This window comes from Cytobacillus sp. NJ13 (assembly GCA_030348385.1).
Classification (GTDB): domain Bacteria; phylum Bacillota; class Bacilli; order Bacillales; family Cytobacillaceae; genus Cytobacillus.
Map to the genome: position 1 here is coordinate 1,112,689 of JAUCFP010000006.1, position 22,912 is coordinate 1,135,600.

Here is a 22,912-nt window from a genome sequence, read left to right on the forward strand (position 1 = left end):
AAGGAGAGAGAAAATATGTCGAGAGAAGAAATCATAAAACTAACTTCTTTATCTACAAAAGGCGGCTGAGGATGCAAAATTGGTCCTGAAGACCTGGCGCAGGTTCTGCGTCATTTGCCAAAGTCTGTACCTGACCCCAACCTTTTAGTAGGACTGGATACATCTGATGATGCAGGCGTATATAAAATAAATGATGAAACTGCCCTGGTGCAGACACTTGATTTCTTTACTCCTATCGTGGATGACCCATATATGTTCGGGCAGATTGCCGCAGCCAATTCACTTAGCGATATTTACGCTATGGGCGGAAAGCCAATAACCGTTATGAATATTGTAGGTTTTCCAATCAGTAAATTGGATAAAGGCATCCTTGCAGACATTCTGGCTGGCGCATCCGATAAAGTTAGAGAATCCGGTGCTGTTTTAGTTGGAGGGCACTCCATTGACGACCAGGAGCCAAAATTCGGTTTATCTGTGACTGGAACAGTACACCCTGAACGAGTTAGAACAAATGCAGGAGCCAAACCTGGTGACAAACTGATTTTAACCAAGCCGATTGGCGTGGGGATACTTACTCAAGCGATAAAAAGGGATATGCTGGATCAGGAAGGAATCGACCGTGTAATGGAAGTCATGGCTGCCTTAAATAAAGACGCAGCTGAAGCTATGGATAACTACCAGGTCAATGCCTGCACAGACATTACTGGTTTTGGCCTTCTCGGACACGCAATGGAGATTGCGGAAGGAAGCGGCACAGGCATTACCATTGAAAGCAAGGCCGTTCCAATCCTTCCAAAAACAAGAGAGCTTGCTGAACAGAATATTATTCCTGGAGGCTCCAAAAAGAATCATAAATGGCTGTCCGGCCGGATTCAGTATGAAAATATTGATGATGTGGACCAAGTGATACTATGTGATGCCATCACTTCTGGGGGACTTTTAATAACCGTTCCTGAAACTGAAACTGAATTGCTCCTAAAAGACCTTAAGGAAAAAGGAGTAGAATGGGCTTCCATCATTGGGACTGTAACAGATCAGAATCCTGGAAAGATTACTGTTATCTGAAAAAAGGACTCGAAAAGAGTCCTTTTTTACCTTTACTAAAAAACAAAACAAGGAAGTGCAAACATGAAAAAATTCTTAATGCTCATGACTATCTTTTCACTGATGCTCCTGTCAGCATGCAGCGGCAATGAAGCAGATAACACAGACGGAAACGGAAAAGAACAATCGAAAGAAACGTTCACCATTGGGGTCATTCCAGTTCAAACAGAGGGATCCATGGAAGCTGCCATGGACAAACTGCAGTCCACTTTATCGGAAAAACTCGATAGGGATGTAGCTGTAGAAGTATATCCGGATTATAACGGGGTAGTGGAAGCCATGAACTACGATAAAATTGATATGGCTTATTTCGGCCCGTTAACATATGTTGTTGCACATGAGAAGAGCGGCGCAAAAGCCATCATTACACAGCTGATCGATGGAGAGCCATTCTATTATTCATATATCATCACCCATAAAGACAATCCATGGAATTCACTTGAAGATTTCCTGAAAAACAGCAGTGAAGCAGACTTTGCCTTCGGTGATATCAATTCAACTTCAGGATCTCTAATCCCGTCCATTGAATTGAAGGACCGCGAAGTTTACAAATCAGAGGATGAACACAGCTTTAAGTCCGTCAGATTTACCGGCTCGCATGATGCTACTGCATTGGCAGTTCAAAATAAGCAGGTTGATGCAGGTGCGATTGACAGCGCCATTTACAATCAACTAGTGGATTCAGGAAAAGTGGATGGAAATCAGATTAAAACCATCTGGAAATCAGAAAAGCTATTTCAGTACCCATGGGCTGTACATGAAAACACCGATGAAGAAACGATTAAAGCATTAAAAGAAGCATTTCTAGCGATTGAAGATCCGGAAATTTTAGATGCTTTCGGGGCAAGCGGATTTACAGAGGCAAGCAATGAAGATTATGAAAGCATTCGCCAGGCTGCCCTAAAAGAGGGACTCATTAAAGAATAGGGCTGATAAGATTGTGGTTTAAAAAACGCAGCATATTAACATATTTCCTATTGGCTTTATTTGTTTATCTAAGCATGAGGCTAACGGAATTCGATTTATCGAAATTCAAAGACTTCCGCAATATGATAGACTTTCTGTCCCATTGGTTCCCGATGGATTTTTCTCTTCTTCCAAAGATACTTGAAGACAGTCTGGAAACATTGGCCATGGCTTTTCTGGGAAGCTTTTTCGGGCTTATTATCGGACTTCCCTTAAGCTTTATGGCCGCCAAAAACACGTCCGGCTCTAAACTTATTTACCATTTAACCAGAGTCGGCCTTAGTTTTGTCCGTTCCATCCCTGAAATTGTTTTCGGTCTGATTCTTCTTACGGCTCTTGGACTTGGTCCTTTTCCTGCTGTCCTGGCCATTATGTTTCATAACATTGGGGTTCTGGGAAAACTGATCTCAGAACTCATTGAAGCATCCGATCCCGGCCCGCAGGAGGCCATGAAAGCAGTTGGTGCAAAAAGCTGGTTTGCTTCCCTCTTCAGCATCCTGCCCCAAATATGGCCAAATGTATTATCGAATTACTTCTACCGGTTTGAGGTTGCCATTCGAACTTCTCTTATATTGGGTTTTATTGGCGGTGGAGGAATTGGCCAAAGACTTTTTAATGATTTTAAAACCTTCCAATACAGTTCAGTTTCGCTCGATGTACTGGTTATTATGATCATCGTTATTCTAGTGGATCTTTTCGGAAGCTATGTTAGGAACCGAGTGATATAAAGGAGGCCTGAAATGCTTGAGATTCGAAATATAACAGTCCGTTATCCCGGCATGAAGCATAATGCCCTGAATTCCATAAACCTGAAGATCCATCCTGGTGATTTTGTTTGTGTGTTAGGTAAAAGCGGTGCTGGAAAATCCACTTTGATCCGCTGTTTAAATGGCTTGCAGACACCATCATCTGGGGAAATCATCTGGGATGGCCTATCCTTTTCTGCACTGAGTGATGAACAGCTACGAAAAATCCGCAGGGAGATGGGAATGATCTTTCAGCATTTTAATTTAATTCCCCGATTAACTGTCCTGCAAAATGTTCTGACAGGTATGTTCGGATACAGGAGCAGCTTCAAAAACCTTATTGGATGGTTCACAGATGAAGAAAAGGCTCAGGCTAAACAAGTCATTGCAGAGGTGGGCTTAGCCGATTTTGCCGATCGAAGGGTCGAGCATCTTAGCGGAGGGCAGAAACAGAGAGTCGGCATTGCAAGGGCAATCCTTCAAAAACCAAGGTTCCTTCTAGGCGACGAGCCTGTTGCGAGCCTGGATCCGGGAACTTCAGACCGGATATTCAGCCTTCTTCAGGAGATGCATGAGAGGCATAAGCTTCAAACCATTATAAATGTCCATGATGTTCAGTTAGCTAAACGTTATGCAACCCGCATTATCGCTTTAAAAGATGGGGAAGTCGTTTTTGATGATAAACCAGAGCAGTTTACAGACGATATGTATGTATTTACATATGATGCAGAAAGTTATGGCGAAAAGTCATATATCCGTTCAACTTAGATAAGGAGGCAGAGGAAATGGCCAATTGTCCATGAGTAGTGGATAGCTCGAACGTCGTGTACGTTTCGAATGACCCTGATATCAAACTATTTAATGAGGGCCATATATCGAAGAAAACAGTGGTGTTGACCTTTGATGATGGACCAGGAAGAGTTCTTCCGGAAATATTGGATATCTTGAAGAAAGAGAATGTTCCAGCTGTATTCTTCTGGCAATCCAGGCTTTTATACCCTCAGCGTCCGTGGAAAAGAGTCATGGAAGAAGGTCATCAGATAGGCACTCACTCTTCAAAGCATTCCAACTATGTTAAATTAACTCCAAATGAACAAATCCAGGACCTCCTCAACAGCAAAACTAAGATTGAGTCGATCATCGGCCAGGGAGTAAAGCTTTTCCGGCCCCCATTTGGGCAGTACAATGAACACACTATAACTGCAGCCAAACAGCTTGGTCTAACAACCATCATGTGGAGAATCTCGTCAATGGACTGGGAGCTTAAAGAACAGCCTGAACAAATAATCGCAAACGTTGTAGAGAACCTGGAAGACGGAGCGATCATTCTTTTGCATGAATTAGCCCAGACTGTTGAAGCTCTTCCTGGTTTAATTGCTGAGATCCGAAATAAAGGCTATGAATTCAGTTTGCTCTAAAAGTATCCTTGTGCAGGATACTTTTTTTGTGCAGTGAAAAAAGCAGTATTTTTTTAAAAGCAGATTGATATATATTGTGAGGTAGGATGTCTATTAAGGAGGAGCGCCAGCTTGTTTACTAATATTGTGACTGCAAACGGTACTCTAAATGACCGTTACATTTTAAGAAGAGAGAATTTATATCAGGGAGCGAACGGCCGGTTTGTCGAGCGCTTTTTTATTGATGCGTCAAAAAGCTATATTTTCAAACCGCTGACAAACAATTCTCAGCTTGGAAAAGAAGTATGGATTTTCGAAAATGTACTGGTGGGACTCCCGCTAAATTTTCCAAAAATCCTGTCGTACTCCGTTCAAAACAATCTAAGCAATAATTGGATTATTTTAGAGGACCTTGGCACCATCACACATACTTTTGATCCTACTATTGCACTGGAACTAACTGCATTAATGGCCAAATGGCACTCTCTGCCCGCTGAGCGGTTTTCCAATACACCGCTGAAAGGTCCTAAACCGCCTATTGAGGAAATGGCAGCCCATATTCTGCAGAACAAAGAGAAAGTTTTTACTATTTTTAAGTTACATAATGTTTCAGAGCGTTTAAGCAATATCATCTTCAGCACATTTACCAGTAAACCCTTTTCCGCTTTGAAGGTTCTTTGCCATGGGGATTTGCACCAGGGGAATTTTGGTTATGCTGGCGATAAGACAGTGGTTCTGGACTGGGAACATTGCCACTTGAACACACCTCTTTGGGATTTGTTCCATTTAATTGATATTTCACATCCGGATTTCTCTAAGCCTAATACCCATACTCTGCGAAATCTGATTCTGGACTGTTATAGTGAAGAATTTCAAATTTCTCCACCTGAAAGGGAAAAATTCAAACAGGAATATTATTTGTTTTCAGCTGTTTTTTCAGTTTGGATGATGTTGTTAATACAATCTGATTTGGACAATGAGAAAGCGAAGTGGACTCCAGAACAGCTGTCGAGGCAATTAAAAGAGACCATACGCAATCTTGTTGAATGTGCCGAAGAAATAATTTAGAACGAAAGTCAGTTCATCCTGATTGACACAAATTAACTAATATGATATTTAATTATTGTTTAGCACTCTTAAGGTTTAAGTGCTAATGTAATGAAAATTTGAAAGGGGAGAGATTAACTTGGAAACAAAACAGTTTCAGGCAGAATCCAAAAGATTATTGGAAATGATGATCAATTCCATTTACTCTCAAAGAGAAGTGTTCCTGAGGGAGCTTATTTCCAACAGCAGTGATGCTATCGATAAGATCTACTACAAAGCACTTACAGATGATTCCTTAACGTTTGACAAAGATAGTTACTACATAAAGGTCGTTCCTGATAAAGGAAACAGAACATTAACAATCAAAGATACCGGTATTGGAATGTCAAAAGAAGAGCTGGAAAACAATCTTGGTGTCATTGCCAAAAGCGGTTCTCTGGCTTTTAAGAAGGAAAATGAGATTAAAGAGGGCCATGATATTATTGGCCAATTTGGAGTAGGATTTTATGCGGCATTCATGGTCGCTGATGTTGTAACAGTAATCAGCAAAGCCCTTGGCAGTGAGCAGGCGTACAAATGGGAATCCCATGGGGCGGAAGGATATACGATTACGCCATGTGAAAAAGAGGCAGTCGGTACTGATATTATTCTTAAAATTAAAGAAAATACGGAAGATGAAAGCTTTGATGAATACCTCGAAGAGTACCGCTTAAAGTCCATTATAAAAAAATACTCAGACTTCATCCGCTATCCAATTAAAATGGATGCAGCAATCAAAGAACCAAAAGAAGACGCTGAGAATGAGTATGAAGAAATCACCGAAGAGCAGATCATCAATAGCATGGTTCCGATTTGGCGGAAAAATAAGAGTGAACTGACAGACGAAGATTATGAAAAATTTTATCAGGAGAAGCATTATGGCTTTGACAAGCCGGTAAAGCATATCCATATTAATGTGGATGGCACAATCCGCTATAATGCGATTTTATATATTCCTGAGAATATTCCATTTGATTATTATTCAAAGGAATATGAAAAAGGGCTCGAGCTTTATTCAAATGGCGTATTAATTATGAATAAGTGTGGAGACCTTCTGCCTGATTTTTTCAGCTTTGTAAAAGGGATGGTGGACTCTGAAGATTTATCGCTTAACATTTCAAGGGAAATGCTTCAGCACGATCGGCAGCTGAAGCTCATTGCGAAAAACATCAGCAAAAAGATTAAAAACGAACTTCAAAGTCTGATGAAAAATGAGCGGGAAAAATATGAACAATTTTATAATTCTTTTGGAAGACAATTAAAATATGGTGTATACAGCGAGTTTGGAACCCATAAAGAAATGCTCCAGGATTTACTGATGTTCTATTCTTCAAAAGAAAAGAAATTGGCATCACTTGATGAATATATATCAAGGATGAAGGATGACCAGAAATATATTTATTACGCAGCTGGAGAGTCACATGAAAGAATAGAAAAGCTTCCACAAACTGAACTTGTGGCTGATAAGGGTTATGAAATCCTGTACTTTACAGAAGATATTGACGAGTTTGCCATTAAGATGCTTATGAACTATAAAGAAAAGGAATTTAAGTCTGTCTCAAGCGGCGATCTCGGCATAGAGAATGAGGATGAAAAGTTATCAGAATCAGAAGAAAAAGAACATAAGGAATTGTTCAGCAGCATGAAGGAAATTTTATCAGGAAAAGTGACTGATGTCCGAATTTCCAAAAGGCTTAAAAGCCACCCGGTTTGCCTGACAGCTGATGGAGAAGTTACCATTGAAATGGAGAAAGTCCTAAGCAGCATGCCTGACAATCAAGACGTAAAAGCGAACAAGGTTTTGGAAATCAATTCAAACCATGAAGTCTTCCAAGCCTTAAAAAATGCTTTGGAAAATGATAGAGAAAAATTATATTTATATACAAACATCCTATATAACCAGGCGCTGCTGATAGAAGGCCTTCCAATTAGTGATCCTGTGGAATTTACGAATGATATCTGCAAAGTAATGGTCTAATATATACATTTCAACAGTCCAATATAAATGGGCTGTTTTTTTTTGTTATTTGTTTAGCACTGCCAAAGGAATATTTTATGTGCTAATAAACACACTAAGCAGTAAAGGAGGAGTGTTATGCTGCATAGCAAGGGAATATTGCTGAAATTTATGGCCTGTCTTGTCCTTTTCTATATTATTCTTGGCAAAAGGTTCGGCATGAGCTTTGAAAATATATTTATTATTACAGCCTTGCTTGTGATCACCTCATATATATTGGGTGATATGCTGATACTTCGCCGGACAAATAATGCAGTGGCAGTCATTGCTGATTTCGGCTGGGCTTTTTTGCTCATATGGTTTTTGAGCTCTATTTTAACACTTCAAGATGAACCATTAGCATGTCATTCTGCAGCTTTCGGATCAGCCATATTTGAGTATGCATTCCATTTATATCTCGTAAGAAATTTGGCTGAAACAAGAGCAGAAAATGGCTCTATAAGCCATGGGAACCTTCGATATAATATTGAAAATTCCAATGACCTAACTCCCCTAAAACCAGATGGGCGAAGCAGTGAAGGTCATTAATCCATTCTAAAATTTTTGAGAAGGAGATTAACATGTCTGTTTTCGTTTACCAAACATTTGAAGTGAAGCAGGATAATTTTGTTGAGGCTTTAAAAAATCTGAGGATGATCCAAGGCTATCGGAACGAAAATTACCAGCACAAGGTTGAGCTATTATCGCCAATTTCAGGAGATGATCATACATATGCTTTTCTTTCCACATATGAAGGTCTTGCTGAGATGGAACTGCAAAACAAAAAGATGTTTGAAGATGAGGAATACAAAAAACTGATCGAGCAATTCTTCCTTGAGGATATTGTCCAAGGGAGCATGCATACTCAGTTATTCAGATCTGTAACAGGATTAAAAAACGACAGTTCTGAGAAGAAGAAATAAGTACTAATGGCAAAGTCCATGAAATTAAACGGAGGCCGATCATTACCTGAATCGGCTTGTTTTTTTGCAAAAAAGCAACAGAACAAAAGATATAAAGAGGGAGGTACACCATGGATTTTTTTCTTCCCAGCGGCAATTCCTCAAAGGAAAGTGAATCCGGTGATTTAAAATGGTGGCAACTATCTCTAATTGGAGTAGGCTGTACGATCGGGACCGGTTTCTTTCTCGGATCTGCCATCGGAATCAAGATTACAGGACCGTCCATTGTATTTTCATTTATATTAGCAGCAATTGGAACCTATATCGTCTATAATCTTTTAGCTAAAATGACAGCAGAAGACCCCCAGGAAGGATCTTTTTGCTATTATGCCAATAAAGCTTATGGCAAGTGGGCTGGCTTCAGCTGCGGGTGGAACTACTGGTGCTCAAATATACTAATAATGGGGAGTCAATTAACCGCGCTGTCTATCTTAACAAGATTCTGGCTTCCTCATGTGCCACTTTGGGTTTTTGCAGCGGGTTATGCCATTCTTTCCATTATAGTAGTTTTAACAGGAAACAAAGGCTTTGATAAGGTAGAAGACCTCTTTGCCGTAATTAAGACAGCAGCGATTATTATGTTTATTATCCTGGCAGCTGCTGCATTGGCAGGAGTAATAGATGGAGATGCAAAGCATCCAGGATACCCTGGTACTGCTCGCGATTGGTTTCCGGAAGGCTTTAAAGGCTTTTGGTCCTCCTTGATTTATGCTTTTTATGCATATGGAGGGATTGAAGTTATCGGGCTAATGGCCACAAGGTTAAAGAAGAAAGAGGATGCACCCAAAGCCGGCATTATCATGCTTATTGTTCTTGTCATTATCTATGTCATTTCCCTTGGCTTAACCGTATATATGGCATCACATGGAGCTTTTAATGAAAAAGAGAGTCCTTTTGTAACTGCAATGGATAACTATAATCTGAACTTCTTCCCGCACGTTTTTAATGCAGCCATCATTATTGCCGGATTCTCTACAATGACCGCTTCGCTGTTTGGAGTAACAGCCTTATTGGTTACTTTGGCTAATGATGGCGATGCCCCTGCGGTATTCTCAAGAAAGATAAAGAAGTGGAAGGACCTGCCTTTGCCGTCGCTGGGGCTTGCTACAGCCGGTTTAATTGCATCAATCGTAACCGCCTTACTGCTGCCGGGCAAAATATATGAGTATATAACTACTGCTGCTGGTATATTAATTTTATTCAATTGGTCATTCATCATCATTTCAGCTCTGCGGATTCTGGAAATTAAGCTGTTAGGAAAGATAATAGCTGCTGCGGGATTGCTTCTGATCCTGGCTGCGATAAGCGGCACAATACTTGAAAAGTCAATAAGGCTTGGATTTTTTGTCAGTTTAATATTTGTAGCATTAATAGCGATCGTGGCCTTAATTATGCAAAAAAAAGTATGGAAAAAAGAAGGCGGGAGCAGCTGTTAACAATAAAAAACAAACACCAGTCCTTCATTTCTGGTGTTTGTTCAATTTTATACGCTGTATCTTATTCACTTTTAAGCAGTCCATAGGCAGACTGTACAAATAAAATTATTAATCATTGCAAATAATCTCTTTCCTTTATTTAAAATTCCTTTAAAGCATTTGAAAGAATGGGAAAGGGGGCGTACAGATACTTTTTATCTTTTCAAGTCCTGCAGATGATGGACAAGCACTTACTTTAAATATGGGGATAATTTCTGAATGATTTGATTCAGCTTTTGATTATTTCTTTCATACATTTCCTGTGCCTTTTTGGAATCAGTCTGCAGGGAAAACACTTCAAGGTCAGCTGCACACTTTTTTATCATTGCCAAAAGCAGAGGACGCTGCTGTGGTGCAGGAACCTTAAGTGAATCATCAAAAATATCTACAGTTAATTCTCCATAAGAATCAATTTGACCCAAAAAAATGTTATCAATTGTCAAACCCAGTTTTTCTATCTCCATGTCAAGCCATTTTCTTGTTTTCCCTGACTCAGCAAGGGGATCGTTTAGAATTTTCCCATCCATAATAACCGTCTGCGGCTCTTTTTCCTGAGGTAAATTCAATTGAAGATCCTTTGGGGTAAGCGGCTGGTTTTCTTTCTTAAGCATGATGCTTAGATCTCCGCGCGGCTCTAAAACAGCAAACTCCACATCTGCTGTTTTAAAGACATTTTTTTGGCGAAGCAGGGAGGATAAATCATCAATTGAGTATCTTTCTTTTTTTAAATTATCTTCTAATATTTTCCCATCTTTAATAAAGATTGTTCCTTTTCCTTCAAAGAAATCACGGAAGCTTTTACTCTTAAGCGAAAGAATATCGGCAAATAATGTAACAAGACCAAAGATCAAAATAGAAAAGATTCCGCTGGCCCAGTGGTTATCCAGCCCCATTATAATTTCACCGGCTATACTTCCGATTGTAATACCTGATACATATTCAAAAAAGGAAAGCTCTGATATTTGTTTTTTTCCTATCAGTTTGGTTATAGCAAATAAAACACCTGCGAATAAAATAGAACGCGCACCAATAAGAAGCCATTCAGGCATATTTTCATCTCCAAGTTCATTTAATTTGGTTTATATTGGGGTTCCTCAAACTCTATAACCTTTTTCCGGTTTTCAAGATCCGTTTTTATCTCGCTAATCTCGAGCATGGATTCATGAAAAAGGCGCTTTGCTTCTTCATCCATTGAGGTTAAGGCCAGGTTTGATAACTGTGCTTCTATAGAACGAATTGCTGCAAGACATTGGTTTACATTCGAAGCAATTGTCATAGGGATCACACCATTCAAGATAAAATTTAAATTATAATAGGGCTGGCATATGCCAGCCTTAATGTCTACTGATTATATTGAGGTTCCTCTTGCTGAATCTCCTGAAGTCTTGGTTCAAGGCTGTCTATAATTGATTGTGTTTGCTGTGCAGCATTCTGATACAGCTGTTTAGCATTTTGGTTTTCTGTAGCGAGTGCAAACGTTTCAAAGCTGGCCTGTGCGCTTTTCAAGCCAACAAGAGCTTGCTTTACTTGAGTTCCAACTGTCATCTTTAATTCCTTCTTTCAAATGAGAATGTAACTACACAATGTATTATTACTTTTTATTTAAAGCTTATGTAATAAACTTCATACCAATTTCAGTAAGGTTAAATACAGGGCGGTCCGGATTTCATCTTGGCATGACCCGACTGCAAGCTGCCATATTAAAAAAGGGAATACATCCGTTCATTTCCATAATTAAAATTACCATTAGATTAACATCCTATTTATTAGAGCTTAGGAAAGGAGAAGACCTAAAAAATCATGTTTCGTAATATTTTATTATCAATATGGGTATTCATGGATCCTCTTTATTATCCTTTTACCCGGTTACAGCATCTCACTGCAGATCCGGAAAAAGGAGGAGTTTTTCGTGTAAGGCTAACAAAATATAAAGGAAATGACATTGAATTATCTGACGGTGTTATCATTAGGAAAAATGATCTTTTACTTAAAATTCATCTCCACAATGTTAGGCTGTTAAATGAATTTAACTACATGAAAAATGAATTATTAAAAGGAAGAGCTATTTATAAACGTGTAAAAGATTCTATGCCGCTTTTAACCGCATTTATCCTCAACCATCCGGAAGGAACGAAAATAAAAGGGGTTATAGGCATCACCCTTATAAACAAGGGATTTAGCACGCTTGGATTTGAATGTATACTTCCAAAAAATAAACTGTACTGCTGGTTTAAAAAAACATTTCAATTGCCTATATATTTTTTATCGTGTTCAAAAATTTCGGCTGCAAATATAAAAAAGCATCGCACTGTTTACTTATTGATGTCTAAGGAAAACCTGATTAATAAATATAAATAAAAGATGCAGACTGTTTCCTCTAACTCCCACTAGGACTGTCCCCTCAATCCCCTTATACTTTGAAAGAGGGAGGGGATATGAATATGGCATTATTTTTCACCTTAATCTTGTTCGCCGTTTTCTGTAATATTATCTACAAAGCCAATAAGAACACAAAGAACGTAACTATAAATTCAATTTCTGTTTCCCGTCCTAATATCTCAGTTTCGGGAGATAACATAAAAATTCTTCATATATCTGATATGCACCTCGAAAATATATCTGTCAGTCCTGATGAATTATTTGCGATGATCTCAAAACAGCCAGTGGACCTAATTGCTCTTACAGGCGATTTTCTTGACCGCAAACGAAGTATTCCTAAACTAGCGGGCTATCTCCATGCACTGAACAAGACAAATCCAAAGCATGGCATGTATGCCGTCTTTGGTAATCATGATTATGTTTTAAAAGGCCATAACTTTGAAACATTGAAAAACATTCTAGAAGAAAATGGCTGTAAAACACTTCAAAATGAGCATGTAACGATTCAGGTTAATGGGGAAAACCTTAACATCATTGGAATTGATAATTTCAGCACCAAACACAGTGATGTTAACAAGGCCTATAATGGAATTCCTGAAGGTTACAATTTAGTTTTGACACATGATCCCAATGTTGTTTTAGAAATGGAAAACGTACCTTTTGATTATTTATTATCGGGGCATTTTCACGGTGGACAGATTCATTGGCCAAAGCCATATCATCTGATAAAAATGGGTAAGCTTGTCAGAATGAAAATGGTTAAAGGTCTTCATTATCATGGCGGGAAACCGTTTTATATAAGTGAAGGACTAGGCCAGACAGGGGTCAATATCCGTATTGGCAGCCGCCCTGAAATCACTTTTCATGAAATATCCTAATGGAGCTTTTTAACCTTGCCATAGCAATAGGCAAGGTTTTTTACGAGTTAATTAACCAGGACTATTTATGAATGGAAGAACATTCTTTTTTATCACAATAAAATAAAAGGATATTCGCAAATATGATTTACAATGCCTTCAAACATTTTGCCAGCATATTCGAAACCCTAAAAGTAAAAATTATATATGGAAGGGAAGTATGTTTCCTTCTTATTACTTAAAGGGGAGTGCTTTAACTTGAATAACTGGATAAATGCGATTTTTAATGCAGGCAGAATGCAGCCATTTTTAAATATGTTTGGCAGAAAGAGAAAAAGAAATAGAGGAATGTTATGGGGGTCTTTAATTAGCCTGGGTTTAAGTGCAGCTGCATATGGCTTTTCTAGAAATCGCGGCAGAAATATGGCTCGCCCGCTGCAAAACTTAATGAATAATACAGCCCAAATAACAAATTTCCAGAAGCCAAATATGGCGGGGTTAACTGAGTTTGCAGAGGAATTAACATCGAATAAGAACCAGATAAACAACAAATTCAATAATTCAGCCCAAATGACAAATTTCCAGAAGCCAAATACGGCGGGGTTAACTGAGTTTGCGGAGGAATTAACATCGAATAAGAACCAGACAAACAACAAATAACGGATAGCAGCCCACGTATTTTGTGGGCTTTTTTATGCTGTCATCCCATTTCAATAACATGTTCAGATGTCGAAAAAGCATTGGAGCAGATCATTTTTTTGATTGCTCTAGCTTGTTATTGGACCATAATTTATAACATAAAAACAGACAGAGTAGAAATAGAAGGTACCAGAACACTCCCAGCAATAAATTATGAAGTGATAAAAACAATTGCTCCCCGCTGTATGCAAGCATAAACATAGGAGGCAGCATTCCTATTGCAGTAGCTATAAAAAAATGCCTAAATGGAATATCTGCTATTCCACAATAGATATTAAACACCTGTGGAGGGATAATAACAATCATTCGCCCAAACAAAATAGCCATAAATGCATTTTTTTCAAACAGGTACTGAAATTTATTAATTGCTTTATACTTTCCCAAGTAGGCAGTAAAATAATTCCTGAAATAGTATCTTGATAAAAAAAAGTAAAGTAACGAAGTAAAAAGAATGCCAAACCAATTTATCAGCAGACCAACCATAGCACCAAATTTCACTCCCATTAATCCTGCAAATAGAGTAAATGGCAAGAATGGTATAGATGCAATCAGAACAGAAAATAAAAACATCGCAGGAAGCCATGATGGGTCACTGGTTCGCAGCCATTCTAATAAATATTCTTTATTGGTAATTCCAATTATCAATAAAATAACATAGGCTATTACAATCCACCATCTGCGCATCAAATTTGCTCCTTAATTATATCCCTAATTTATCCATTCCCGTCTGTCTTAATTTCAGTATGCTTATTTTTTGTAAAGAAATGTATTCACCTGGACAAAAACATTTTTTGAAACCAATCATAAAATAACATCAAGTAAAAAATGGGGAGGCAGTTAAACAAATGCACTATTATCAAAATATGAATTATGGGTATTATATTCCGTACAGAGATATAAAAAACGAGACCTTAATGATGGTAAAACCATTTGTTAATTATGGCTTATCAGAAGCAAAATTTACTTCAGTTTCCCATGCTATGACGGAAGTTGCAGCAATTGCCTACTTGCTTGGAAAAGGTTATGATCCGCAAACGGCTTATAAAACGGTGGAATCTTGGGAGGTCAATGAAAAGTTTTGACAAGAAAAGGAACAAAGCCGAGGTCAGATAGATTTGATTTAAAATAAAGAAAACCCGGCTGAAGGACGATTGTCCAACAGCCGGGCATTTTCTTACTTATATGTCGAAAGTATAAGTGACTTCGTATTTGAAACAACCACTTATTGGTAATCCGGCATTATTTTGAATTGTGATTGATGCAACATTAGGGAAAGCGCCAAAAAACGAAGAACCATCTTCTACAGTAGTTTGGAAAGCCATACTGCCATCACTGAAGTTTACAGTTAATAGGATGTTATTATCCCCATTATTTTCAAGGGAAAAAGCAACTACAGCAGTAATCTCATCATCTATGAATAAAATTGTGTTCGGATTAGCAGGATTATCTGAACCTGTTACTGGGGAACAATTTTTGAAAGTTAATGTTTCCTCTTGGTTATCTGGGCAGCTGTCACACCAGTCTTTTTTATTTTTTAACATATCTATCATCCTCCTTTCCATTTATCTAATTCTAAAATATGTCGGTTTAAAAAAATTGCTTGGACATACCGGTAAATTAAGCCCTTTTTGGAAGAATCTATATTCAAAGATAATGTTAAATCAGTAAAATTCACTTCATTTTCCCATGCTATGACGGAAGCTGCGGCAATTGCGTACTTGCTTGGAAAGGGCTGATCCGCAAACAGCTTATAAAACGGCGGAATTCTTGGAGGTTAATGAATCATTTTTATAAGAATATGTCAGCAAAAATGCAATCCTAAAACCATGCTGAATTATTGGAAAAACCTAGGACTATAATAGCTGGTGATTTATAACAAAACATAAACCTTCGCTCAGGTATTTGCTGAGCGAAGGTTTATGTTTTTTCAATAATTCCAAAAATCCAGTATCCATTTTTTCAAATCCACAATCCGCAGCTGATCGATACTTTTATCGGCTCCTGTAACAATGATGGGGACTAGTGAATCATCTTTATGCATGGAGCCATGGGCGCCGCCGCCGGAATGTTCAGGTGAACTTTCTCCAATGAATTCATATCCGGGTTTTGCGTCAACAACAAGAAATTCACCTTCCTGAGAATGTATAGCTCCATATAACCTTGCTAATCCATCAGGATAATCCCCATAATGAATATTCTTGTTCTTTAAGGTTAAATCGAGAATGGAGGTATTTCCTTTTATAGACCAGGCTTGATTATAAATATCACGATAGGTTCCGCCTGAATTAAAATTAAAGGATTCCTCATGATCTCCGGATATCACATGGATTATTTCTTTTTCCTTCCAGGCAATCCAGGCAATCCGGTGATCTGTTTTCAATTTTTTGGCAATATTTTCTAATGTAACACGTTCGTTAATTTTATAGACATATGCCATACGTTCATTTGCAGTAATGACAATTTCATCGTTTTTTGCAGGAGGTTTACCAAGCTTTAAAATTCTATTTTTAGAAAGGATTTCTTTTAAATCGATTAAAGCTTCTTTTTTCGGTTCAATGACAGGTGACTGATTACTGTCTCCAATGATAACCCAAATATAATTGTTAAGGGCATCTTCCCATTTCGGAAAAATATTCAAGACCTCCTGAAGATACTTATCAAGTTTTTCAATTCCTTTTATAGTATTTGGCCCTTTCCTGTGTACAGTGAAGTCATTTCCTGAAATATACAGGATTGTAAAATCAGGAATAATATTTTTTTCCAAAAGATATTTTAATTCTTGAACCGCGAAGGCATCATTAAGTCCTAAACGATTCACAATATGATTATTCTTTTTGTCCTGGTGAATAAATGTACCTAAAGACAGCATTTTTGGCCCAGCGGTTTCATATTTCTCAGGTAAATTACTCACTTTTGTTATTACCTTTGGTACATTAAGGGTATGATGATAATTTCCCCGATAAATAAATGCGTTAATGGATGCTGATTCCTTTTTAATCGTGTCGAGATCCTCATGGATGGTGCTTACATTTGGACTGAGGTCTACATTATTATATTGATGCATGATACTTTCAGCAAATTGGGAAACCCCAATCTTCATGATTTCAAAAAAACCATTTCCATAAGTGATGATTCGCTTCTTATCATTGTTAAACCAAACAAGTCCTGGAATCTTACTCTTATCCGGGTATGCACCAGTTATTAAAGAACTGTCGATTGTAACCGACATGGTTGGATAGGAACTTACTAAATCTTTACTATATTGTCCGTGTTTTAAAAAGAAGGCCAAAGCAGGAGCTTTCTTCTCTTGGATAGCTTTTTTTAACGGCTCATCCATCATCGAATCAATAACAAGAAGTATAACTTTAGGTGAAGACTGACTCTCTGTTTGAATAGCAGTTGCTTTCTTATCCTGTTCATTTGAATTATTACTAGTGCTGGCGCAACCAATTAAAAGAATAGAAATAACTATACAAGGAAGCAAACGAAACAACAACTTTCACCTACGCTTTGAAATATAGTTTATATTAACTTTATGCAAGTAAAAAAATATGGCGGCATCATTCGAATTCCCGATTGCTATACAAAAAAAGGGGATTTATGATGACCTGCAATGAATTTAGATCAACTAAAGAGAATTATTAGTGATCAATTGTCCTAATACACTTTTAATAAGTGTATTTTTAAATAGGATTTTATTATCTATTATTTTCTTTATTCCTTTTCAAAAGGCAGTGAAATAATGCTTGAAGTTATAATGAGTCAAAAAAGGAAGTAATAGAGGAGAGGGCCGCAAGGTTAATTAATTTTTAGACCAGCCATCACACCATATTTCATTCCCATAAATCAATCAAAAGAGCAAATTGGTGCAATTAGATAGAAATTTTGAAGCCAGGAAAAGTTACTGCTTAACGCTGCAGCCAATTAGAAATATAATCTTTTAGCAGATAATCATAATAGTGATATTTATCAAATCCTCTTTTTCATCATTCCCTAACTTAACTCCAAATTTTTGCTTATTATACCAGCAGAAACTTTACTATCAGTATGCTTATTTTTTTGTAATTAATGTATTGATTATGGACAAAAATATACTTTATGAAATGCATCATAAAATAACAGCGAATATTATTTATGATTAATACTCATTAAATATGAAGATTTAATAACCTCAAGTAACAAACTTATGTTGCCTGTATTTTGCAAGAAAAAAGAGTTATATATGCTCAGTTATGAGTGAAAATGAGACATGCATATAAAATAGTGTGTCTTTTTGTTATAGGGTACAAGATTATTAAAAGGCTAAAAGAAAAATTTATTGCTAGAAATATTGGTAATAGTGCCTATTTAAATGATGCTGCAGTAAAAGAAATAACTGAAGAAAGCATATAAGCCCCTCTCATTGAAAGGGGCTTATTAGAGTCTCATATTGAACATAGCCATCCACATTGGCTGTCTGTATCCACCAACAGAATACTGACAGCCATGTTTATTATCATATCCATACACTCGATAAAACTTGACCCTGTTTAAGCCAATTCCTTAAACGGAGTACAATTAAATTCGCTCTTACCTTACAGTTAAATCACCGTGCCTAATAATAATGCTGGCACAGTCTTGGAAATTATAATTAATGAAACAGTACCTCAGTCTAAAAAGGGCGATTACACTCGGCAAAAAGTCTATACACCATGTACAATAATGAATAAATTGAAATTATGAAACCGAAGGGAGGGAACGAAATGAGCAGAAGAAAGCAAGACAGATTTGGAAACCAAAGTTACTATAGAGGTTCTTGCAGGAACAACGGTAACAGTGATGTCAATGTAGATAACGACATCGAGAACGATGTAAATAATAGAGCTGATGCAGATGCAGATGCAGAAGCAGATGTTCGAAATACTGATAAGAATACTAATATAGCACGTGCAAAAATCATGAACTCCGGAAATTCCAGGGTAGATATTCGCTTGAACAGCAGGAGTAATGCGCGTGTAAGAGCTGACCAGGATCAGGAAAATGATCAAGATCAAGATCAGAATACTGATGTTGAAGTAGACTTTTAAGGAGTGGTGGGATATTCTATATCCCACCTATTAATAGGAAGGTGATAAAAATGAAGAATACAAGAAAAGACAGGCTGGAAAAGTACGGATTTATTAATGATAAAAGTATAATAAAAACTGACAATGAAATCAGAAATTCTGTTGGTCATAGCGGAAATTCGGATGTTGATATGAATATAGAAGTGAAAGTTGATACAACTGCAATAGGATTTGCTATATTATGCTCGCTATACGCTACGGGGCAATTGTCAGATTTGGAATTTCGAAAAGCAACCAAAAAACTGGAAGAGTTAACAAAAGAAAAAATGGGCAGCTACTACGGCAATGATATTAATGATACTTCTGCAGTACGAATGTACAATACAAAAAGAATATAGAGCAGGTTCTTTTTTGACGCTGCTCTATTACATACTGGGCCCATTGGACAACAGGGAGGTAACGTACATTAAAGATTTTTTCTAGTTAACATAATATATATTATAGGAAGTAATAAGATATAAAGAAATTGTTGTCTCATTATCAAAGTATACTTAAGATATTGAGACAACAAGAAAATTTACAGTCTAATATCACGCAAATGATTTAATCTGCAAACCAAGAAATTTTGTACGAATCATTTTCAGTTTAATTATTATTGACTAATTCGATTCTGCTTAAGCTATGGTTAAATATTCCGATGGTCCTGTTAATGCTTAAATAAATCGATATTTCGCAGATATTCCACAATCCCTCTTACCTGAAACTTTTTGTACCTAGTTTACATAACATCTTTATATACAACCATTTGTTCAAAATCCATTAATTTATTCACTATCTTGTGTAGTATTAAAAAACATATCATCTTGTTCTTTATTATCCTTATTATTGTTTTTGGTTTTTTCTCCCATCTTTCCATCCGATTCATAGCTTAATCCAATTGCTTTCTCCTGTTCTTTCTTCATTATAATCGCTCCTTTGCTTATATGATTATATACAGCTTCTTTTAAGATTCATTGCTGTGTTTTGAGCCATTTTTCATAAAACGAACATACGTTCCTGGATGTCGATTTCATACCGGCTGCAATGCTGCACTTAAATATTTTCTCGGAGTCCCGTAATAAAGCAGTTTGCTGAACTCCGGGTAAACGGATTCAAAATATATAAAGATTGGCGAATCAAGCAGCCAGGGATAATTGGTATAAAAAGATCTGTCTCCATAAACCATCGCTGTCAGCGCCAAATCCAATTCTTTTTGGAAGATAAGAAACCTTATTTTTGCGTATTGCTGATCGAATTCTCCGCCGCTGATATACACCCTTCCGCTCAGTACATACTGCCCCATTTGGGGAATCCATTCAGCAAATACTTCATCACGGAACTTAGGATTGACTGCTTTAAAATCATAGCATCCGCCTATCGCCAAAAATAATTCTCCTGTTGCATCTGAGTGTGTAAGCGTATATTTCCTGCTGTCTACGGGTCTGAATTCCGTCGCAGGAGGCAAATATTTAACCGACAGCTTAGATGGATTAAAATTACTCATAATAAGCGCCCCCATATACAAATTTCCTTATGTCCAGTATATGGGGCGCTGAAAGAAACGTGACAAATGCCCATTTCTTTATCGCTTGCGGGAATTCATTTTCATTACTTTGGTGTCTTTTAACATCCATTTCCCTTCTTCATACAGCCAGAAAGATTCTACAAATGCGATTGTATCTGCATTATAAGCACCGCTTATTCTCTGAACTCCCAATAATCCATTTCGCCCTTCAACAGGGACAATCTTCAGCGTGCTATAAGGATTTACCATTAGTTCGGAGGGTTCACTTAGTTTTCCGTTTAAATACAGACCAAGCCGTTCATATTCCTCGCTCCGGTCCCTTAAATCAAATGTATATGATTGTTTGGTGTCCTGAATGCTAATATTGGCTTTGTAGCCATTTTCAAATTGGCTATTGATCACTAAAGGATCTGGAACAGTCAGGTCTGTCAACGTAAAGTCCTTTAAGGTATATAAATAAAAATTCGACAGGCCGCCGCTTCCCCCTGTTGGAATACTTATAAACATATCTTTAATGGAATCATGATTTAAATCCTCAAACTGTATTTGAGGTTCATAGCCTCCTGCAAGCTCCGCTTTATATGTATTACCGTCTGAAGCCTTGATTTCGAGTGATATTTCCTTTAAAAATGATGCGCCTTCCTCATAATAAACACCTTTAAGATAGACGGTATCCGGCTTATTATCACCGGTTACATCCACTTTATCTTTTGACACCGCTACAGCTTTTTGTTCTTCCTCACCAGCATATACACCTGTTATGGCGGATAGAGACATAAAAAAGAAAGCCGCAAACGCAAAAAGCAATTCTTTTTTCATTTACGTATCCTCCCTGCTTTTTTACTAGCTTGCCCGTATATGGAAATAACATGTAAAAATACATAAAAAAACCTCCTACCCTAAGGATAAGAGGTTTTGCAGAAATAAATTATTTAACTGCCTTCTTCTTTAATGCATTTTCCTTGGTTTCCCATGATTCAATCCCTTTTAGGCCTGGAATAGAGTCAGCATAAAACACAGGATCTTTTCCTTCTTTTCTCTGTGCCTTATAGTCCTTCAGAGCTGCAAAGGCAATTTTAGCGAGCAATACAATTGCAATAAAGTTAATGATGGCCATTATGCCCATGAATAAATCGGCGAGGCTCCAAACAATCGCTAAATCAACTACAGATCCGAAAATAACCATTCCCAGTACGGCAATGCGATAAATAAATAACGCAGTGCTGCTTTCTTTAATAAATTCAATATTTGTTTCACCATAATAATAATTTCCGATAACAGATGTGAACGCAAATAAGAAAATAGCAACAGCTATAAATATTGGTGCCCATGACCCAACATGTGTGCTAAGAGCTGCCTGTGTCAATTCAATGCCAGTAAGGTCAGAATTAGCATATTCACCTGATAGCAGAATAATAAAGGCTGTAGCAGAACAGATTAATATCGTATCTACAAATACCCCAAGGGTTTGAATCAATCCTTGTTTTACAGGATGGGATACTGAAGCTGTAGCAGCCGCATTTGGCACGCTTCCCATTCCTGCTTCGTTTGAGAAGAGACCCCTTTTAATCCCCATCATCACTGCAGCACCCATTGCTCCGCCAGCAGCCTGATCCAGCCCGAAAGCTCCTTTAATTATACTGCCAATCAGATTAGGGATTTCTGTAATGTTCATCATGACAATTACAATGGCAACACCCAAGTATATAACCGCCATAATCGGCACAACGACTTGAGATACATATGCAATTCGTTTAACACCGCCGAAAATGATGATCGCTGTTAATGCCGCAAGCACAAGTCCGATGGTTAGACGGCTCGCACCAAACGCTTCATTAAAAGCTAAAGAGATGGTGTTTGATTGAACAGAGTTAAAAACCAGACCAAAACAGAATGTAATAATGATTGCAAAAATTATTCCCATCCAGCGTTTATTTAGCCCTTTTTCCATATAGTAGGCCGGGCCTCCGCGGAAACCATCCTTATCTTTCACTTTATAAATCTGAGCCAGAGTACTTTCAATGAAGCTGGAAGCCCCGCCAATGAATGCAATAAGCCACATCCAGAAAACTGCACCAGGTCCACCTGCAGCTATGGCAGTTGCTACACCGGCTATGTTACCAGTACCTACACGGGAAGCTGCACTAATAGTAAAAGCCTGAAATGATGATATCCCTCTCTTTCCTTCTGCAGATATCATCGCTTTATCGCCTAATATTCTGAACATTTCACCAAAATATCTTAATTGGACAAACCGGCTTTTAAAGCTGAAATATAATCCTAAAATGATTAATGCGGCAATCAAAATGTAAGTCCATAAAAGATCATTCAGAAAGCCTACGATTGATTCCAATAAACCCATACTATTCCCCCTAATCCATTCTATTGTTATTTCACAAAAACAACACACTCCTTATAATCTATCAAAAGAATTTTTAATAGACAAGTCGAATATTCATTCCCTCTCGATAATAATCATTAAAAACCTTGATATTAAGCGAAAAATAATCGGTTGTTCCAATCGCAGCCAAATACTTTTAATCGTTTTCATTGTGGTTTGAATAAATTTTTTATACACTTTAACTTTCAAAAGAATAATATTTTTCCGAATTATTATTTGTGAGACCTTTTTCGAT

General features: G+C 37.5%; 26 protein-coding genes. 16 read left to right on the top strand and 10 right to left on the bottom strand.

The window, feature by feature from the left end; genetic code table 11:
* Positions 1-15: 15 nt before the first annotated feature.
* The 10 genes from selD to QUF73_05475 all read left to right on the top strand — a co-directional run bounded on the left by selD (position 16) and on the right by QUF73_05475 (position 9,693).
* Positions 16-1,065, top strand: coding sequence for a selenide, water dikinase SelD (gene selD, locus QUF73_05430; GenBank protein MDM5225647.1), 1,050 nt, complete (start codon positions 16-18; stop codon positions 1,063-1,065).
* Positions 1,066-1,128: 63 nt separating this feature from the next.
* Positions 1,129-2,031 carry a phosphate/phosphite/phosphonate ABC transporter substrate-binding protein gene (gene phnD, locus QUF73_05435; GenBank protein MDM5225648.1) on the top strand — a complete coding sequence of 301 codons (903 nt, stop codon included), beginning with the start codon at positions 1,129-1,131 and terminating at the stop codon, positions 2,029-2,031.
* A gap of 11 nt (positions 2,032-2,042) precedes the next feature.
* On the top strand, positions 2,043-2,798 hold the full coding sequence (gene phnE, locus QUF73_05440) for a phosphonate ABC transporter, permease protein PhnE (GenBank protein ID MDM5225649.1): 756 nt from the start codon (positions 2,043-2,045) through the stop codon (positions 2,796-2,798).
* 12 nt (positions 2,799-2,810) lie between these two features.
* Positions 2,811-3,584, top strand: coding sequence for a phosphonate ABC transporter ATP-binding protein (gene phnC, locus QUF73_05445; protein ID MDM5225650.1), 774 nt, complete (start codon positions 2,811-2,813; stop codon positions 3,582-3,584).
* 56 nt (positions 3,585-3,640) lie between these two features.
* Positions 3,641-4,234: a polysaccharide deacetylase family protein gene (locus tag QUF73_05450; protein ID MDM5225651.1), complete on the top strand. Its 594-nt coding sequence runs from the start codon at positions 3,641-3,643 to the stop codon at positions 4,232-4,234.
* Between the two features lie 111 nt (positions 4,235-4,345).
* Positions 4,346-5,281: a phosphotransferase gene (locus QUF73_05455; protein ID MDM5225652.1), complete on the top strand. Its 936-nt coding sequence runs from the start codon at positions 4,346-4,348 to the stop codon at positions 5,279-5,281.
* Positions 5,282-5,399: 118 nt separating this feature from the next.
* Entirely contained in the window at positions 5,400-7,277 is a 1,878-nt protein-coding gene (gene htpG, locus QUF73_05460) for a molecular chaperone HtpG (GenBank protein ID MDM5225653.1), read from the top strand.
* Positions 7,278-7,394: 117 nt separating this feature from the next.
* Complete coding sequence (locus tag QUF73_05465; protein ID MDM5225654.1) at positions 7,395-7,844, top strand: YndM family protein; 450 nt, start codon at positions 7,395-7,397, stop codon at positions 7,842-7,844.
* A gap of 32 nt (positions 7,845-7,876) precedes the next feature.
* On the top strand, positions 7,877-8,218 hold the full coding sequence (locus QUF73_05470; protein ID MDM5225655.1) for a hypothetical protein: 342 nt from the start codon (positions 7,877-7,879) through the stop codon (positions 8,216-8,218).
* A gap of 110 nt (positions 8,219-8,328) precedes the next feature.
* Positions 8,329-9,693 carry an amino acid permease gene (locus QUF73_05475; GenBank protein MDM5225656.1) on the top strand — a complete coding sequence of 455 codons (1,365 nt, stop codon included), beginning with the start codon at positions 8,329-8,331 and terminating at the stop codon, positions 9,691-9,693.
* 230 nt (positions 9,694-9,923) lie between these two features.
* Here the strand turns inward: QUF73_05475 and QUF73_05480 are convergent, their stop codons facing one another.
* From QUF73_05480 to QUF73_05490, 3 genes are all read right to left on the bottom strand, one after another.
* Entirely contained in the window at positions 9,924-10,781 is an 858-nt protein-coding gene (locus QUF73_05480) for a DUF421 domain-containing protein (protein MDM5225657.1), read from the bottom strand.
* Between the two features lie 20 nt (positions 10,782-10,801).
* Entirely contained in the window at positions 10,802-11,008 is a 207-nt protein-coding gene (locus QUF73_05485) for a DUF1657 domain-containing protein (protein MDM5225658.1), read from the bottom strand.
* A 65-nt stretch (positions 11,009-11,073) separates the two neighbouring features.
* On the bottom strand, positions 11,074-11,277 hold the full coding sequence (locus QUF73_05490) for a DUF1657 domain-containing protein (GenBank protein ID MDM5225659.1): 204 nt from the start codon (positions 11,275-11,277) through the stop codon (positions 11,074-11,076).
* A gap of 255 nt (positions 11,278-11,532) precedes the next feature.
* On the opposite strand from QUF73_05490, the gene QUF73_05495 reads away from it, so the two are divergent.
* From QUF73_05495 to QUF73_05505, 3 genes are all read left to right on the top strand, one after another.
* The gene (locus tag QUF73_05495) at positions 11,533-12,090 is read left to right on the top strand and encodes a hypothetical protein (GenBank protein ID MDM5225660.1); all 558 of its coding nucleotides are present in this window, start codon (positions 11,533-11,535) and stop codon (positions 12,088-12,090) included.
* 83 nt (positions 12,091-12,173) lie between these two features.
* A complete protein-coding gene (locus QUF73_05500; GenBank protein MDM5225661.1) occupies positions 12,174-12,989 on the top strand; it encodes a metallophosphoesterase in 816 nt (271 codons plus the stop codon).
* Positions 12,990-13,226: 237 nt separating this feature from the next.
* Positions 13,227-13,628 (top strand): hypothetical protein, encoded by a 402-nt coding sequence (locus QUF73_05505; GenBank protein ID MDM5225662.1) that lies wholly within the window; start codon positions 13,227-13,229, stop codon positions 13,626-13,628.
* A gap of 90 nt (positions 13,629-13,718) precedes the next feature.
* Here the strand turns inward: QUF73_05505 and QUF73_05510 are convergent, their stop codons facing one another.
* Positions 13,719-14,351 (bottom strand): VTT domain-containing protein, encoded by a 633-nt coding sequence (locus QUF73_05510; GenBank protein ID MDM5225663.1) that lies wholly within the window; start codon positions 14,349-14,351, stop codon positions 13,719-13,721.
* Positions 14,352-14,512: 161 nt separating this feature from the next.
* On the opposite strand from QUF73_05510, the gene QUF73_05515 reads away from it, so the two are divergent.
* The gene (locus QUF73_05515; GenBank protein ID MDM5225664.1) at positions 14,513-14,749 is read left to right on the top strand and encodes a hypothetical protein; all 237 of its coding nucleotides are present in this window, start codon (positions 14,513-14,515) and stop codon (positions 14,747-14,749) included.
* A 96-nt stretch (positions 14,750-14,845) separates the two neighbouring features.
* Here the strand turns inward: QUF73_05515 and QUF73_05520 are convergent, their stop codons facing one another.
* Complete coding sequence (locus tag QUF73_05520; protein MDM5225665.1) at positions 14,846-15,208, bottom strand: hypothetical protein; 363 nt, start codon at positions 15,206-15,208, stop codon at positions 14,846-14,848.
* 386 nt (positions 15,209-15,594) lie between these two features.
* Positions 15,595-17,160 carry an alkaline phosphatase family protein gene (locus QUF73_05525; GenBank protein ID MDM5225666.1) on the bottom strand — a complete coding sequence of 522 codons (1,566 nt, stop codon included), beginning with the start codon at positions 17,158-17,160 and terminating at the stop codon, positions 15,595-15,597.
* Between the two features lie 1,249 nt (positions 17,161-18,409).
* Between QUF73_05525 and QUF73_05530 the strand changes: the two genes are divergently transcribed.
* On the top strand, positions 18,410-18,733 hold the full coding sequence (locus QUF73_05530; protein ID MDM5225667.1) for a hypothetical protein: 324 nt from the start codon (positions 18,410-18,412) through the stop codon (positions 18,731-18,733).
* A gap of 50 nt (positions 18,734-18,783) precedes the next feature.
* The gene (locus tag QUF73_05535; protein ID MDM5225668.1) at positions 18,784-19,110 is read left to right on the top strand and encodes a hypothetical protein; all 327 of its coding nucleotides are present in this window, start codon (positions 18,784-18,786) and stop codon (positions 19,108-19,110) included.
* A 426-nt stretch (positions 19,111-19,536) separates the two neighbouring features.
* Here QUF73_05535 and QUF73_05540 read toward each other — a convergent pair whose 3' ends face one another.
* The 4 genes from QUF73_05540 to QUF73_05555 all read right to left on the bottom strand — a co-directional run bounded on the left by QUF73_05540 (position 19,537) and on the right by QUF73_05555 (position 22,638).
* Positions 19,537-19,674 (bottom strand): hypothetical protein, encoded by a 138-nt coding sequence (locus QUF73_05540; GenBank protein ID MDM5225669.1) that lies wholly within the window; start codon positions 19,672-19,674, stop codon positions 19,537-19,539.
* Positions 19,675-19,781: 107 nt separating this feature from the next.
* Entirely contained in the window at positions 19,782-20,255 is a 474-nt protein-coding gene (locus QUF73_05545) for a staygreen family protein (GenBank protein ID MDM5225670.1), read from the bottom strand.
* A 78-nt stretch (positions 20,256-20,333) separates the two neighbouring features.
* A complete protein-coding gene (locus QUF73_05550) occupies positions 20,334-21,095 on the bottom strand; it encodes a hypothetical protein (GenBank protein ID MDM5225671.1) in 762 nt (253 codons plus the stop codon).
* Between the two features lie 109 nt (positions 21,096-21,204).
* Positions 21,205-22,638, bottom strand: a complete 1,434-nt coding sequence (locus tag QUF73_05555) for an alanine/glycine:cation symporter family protein (GenBank protein ID MDM5225672.1) — start codon at positions 22,636-22,638, stop codon at positions 21,205-21,207.
* Positions 22,639-22,912: the final 274 nt, after the last annotated feature.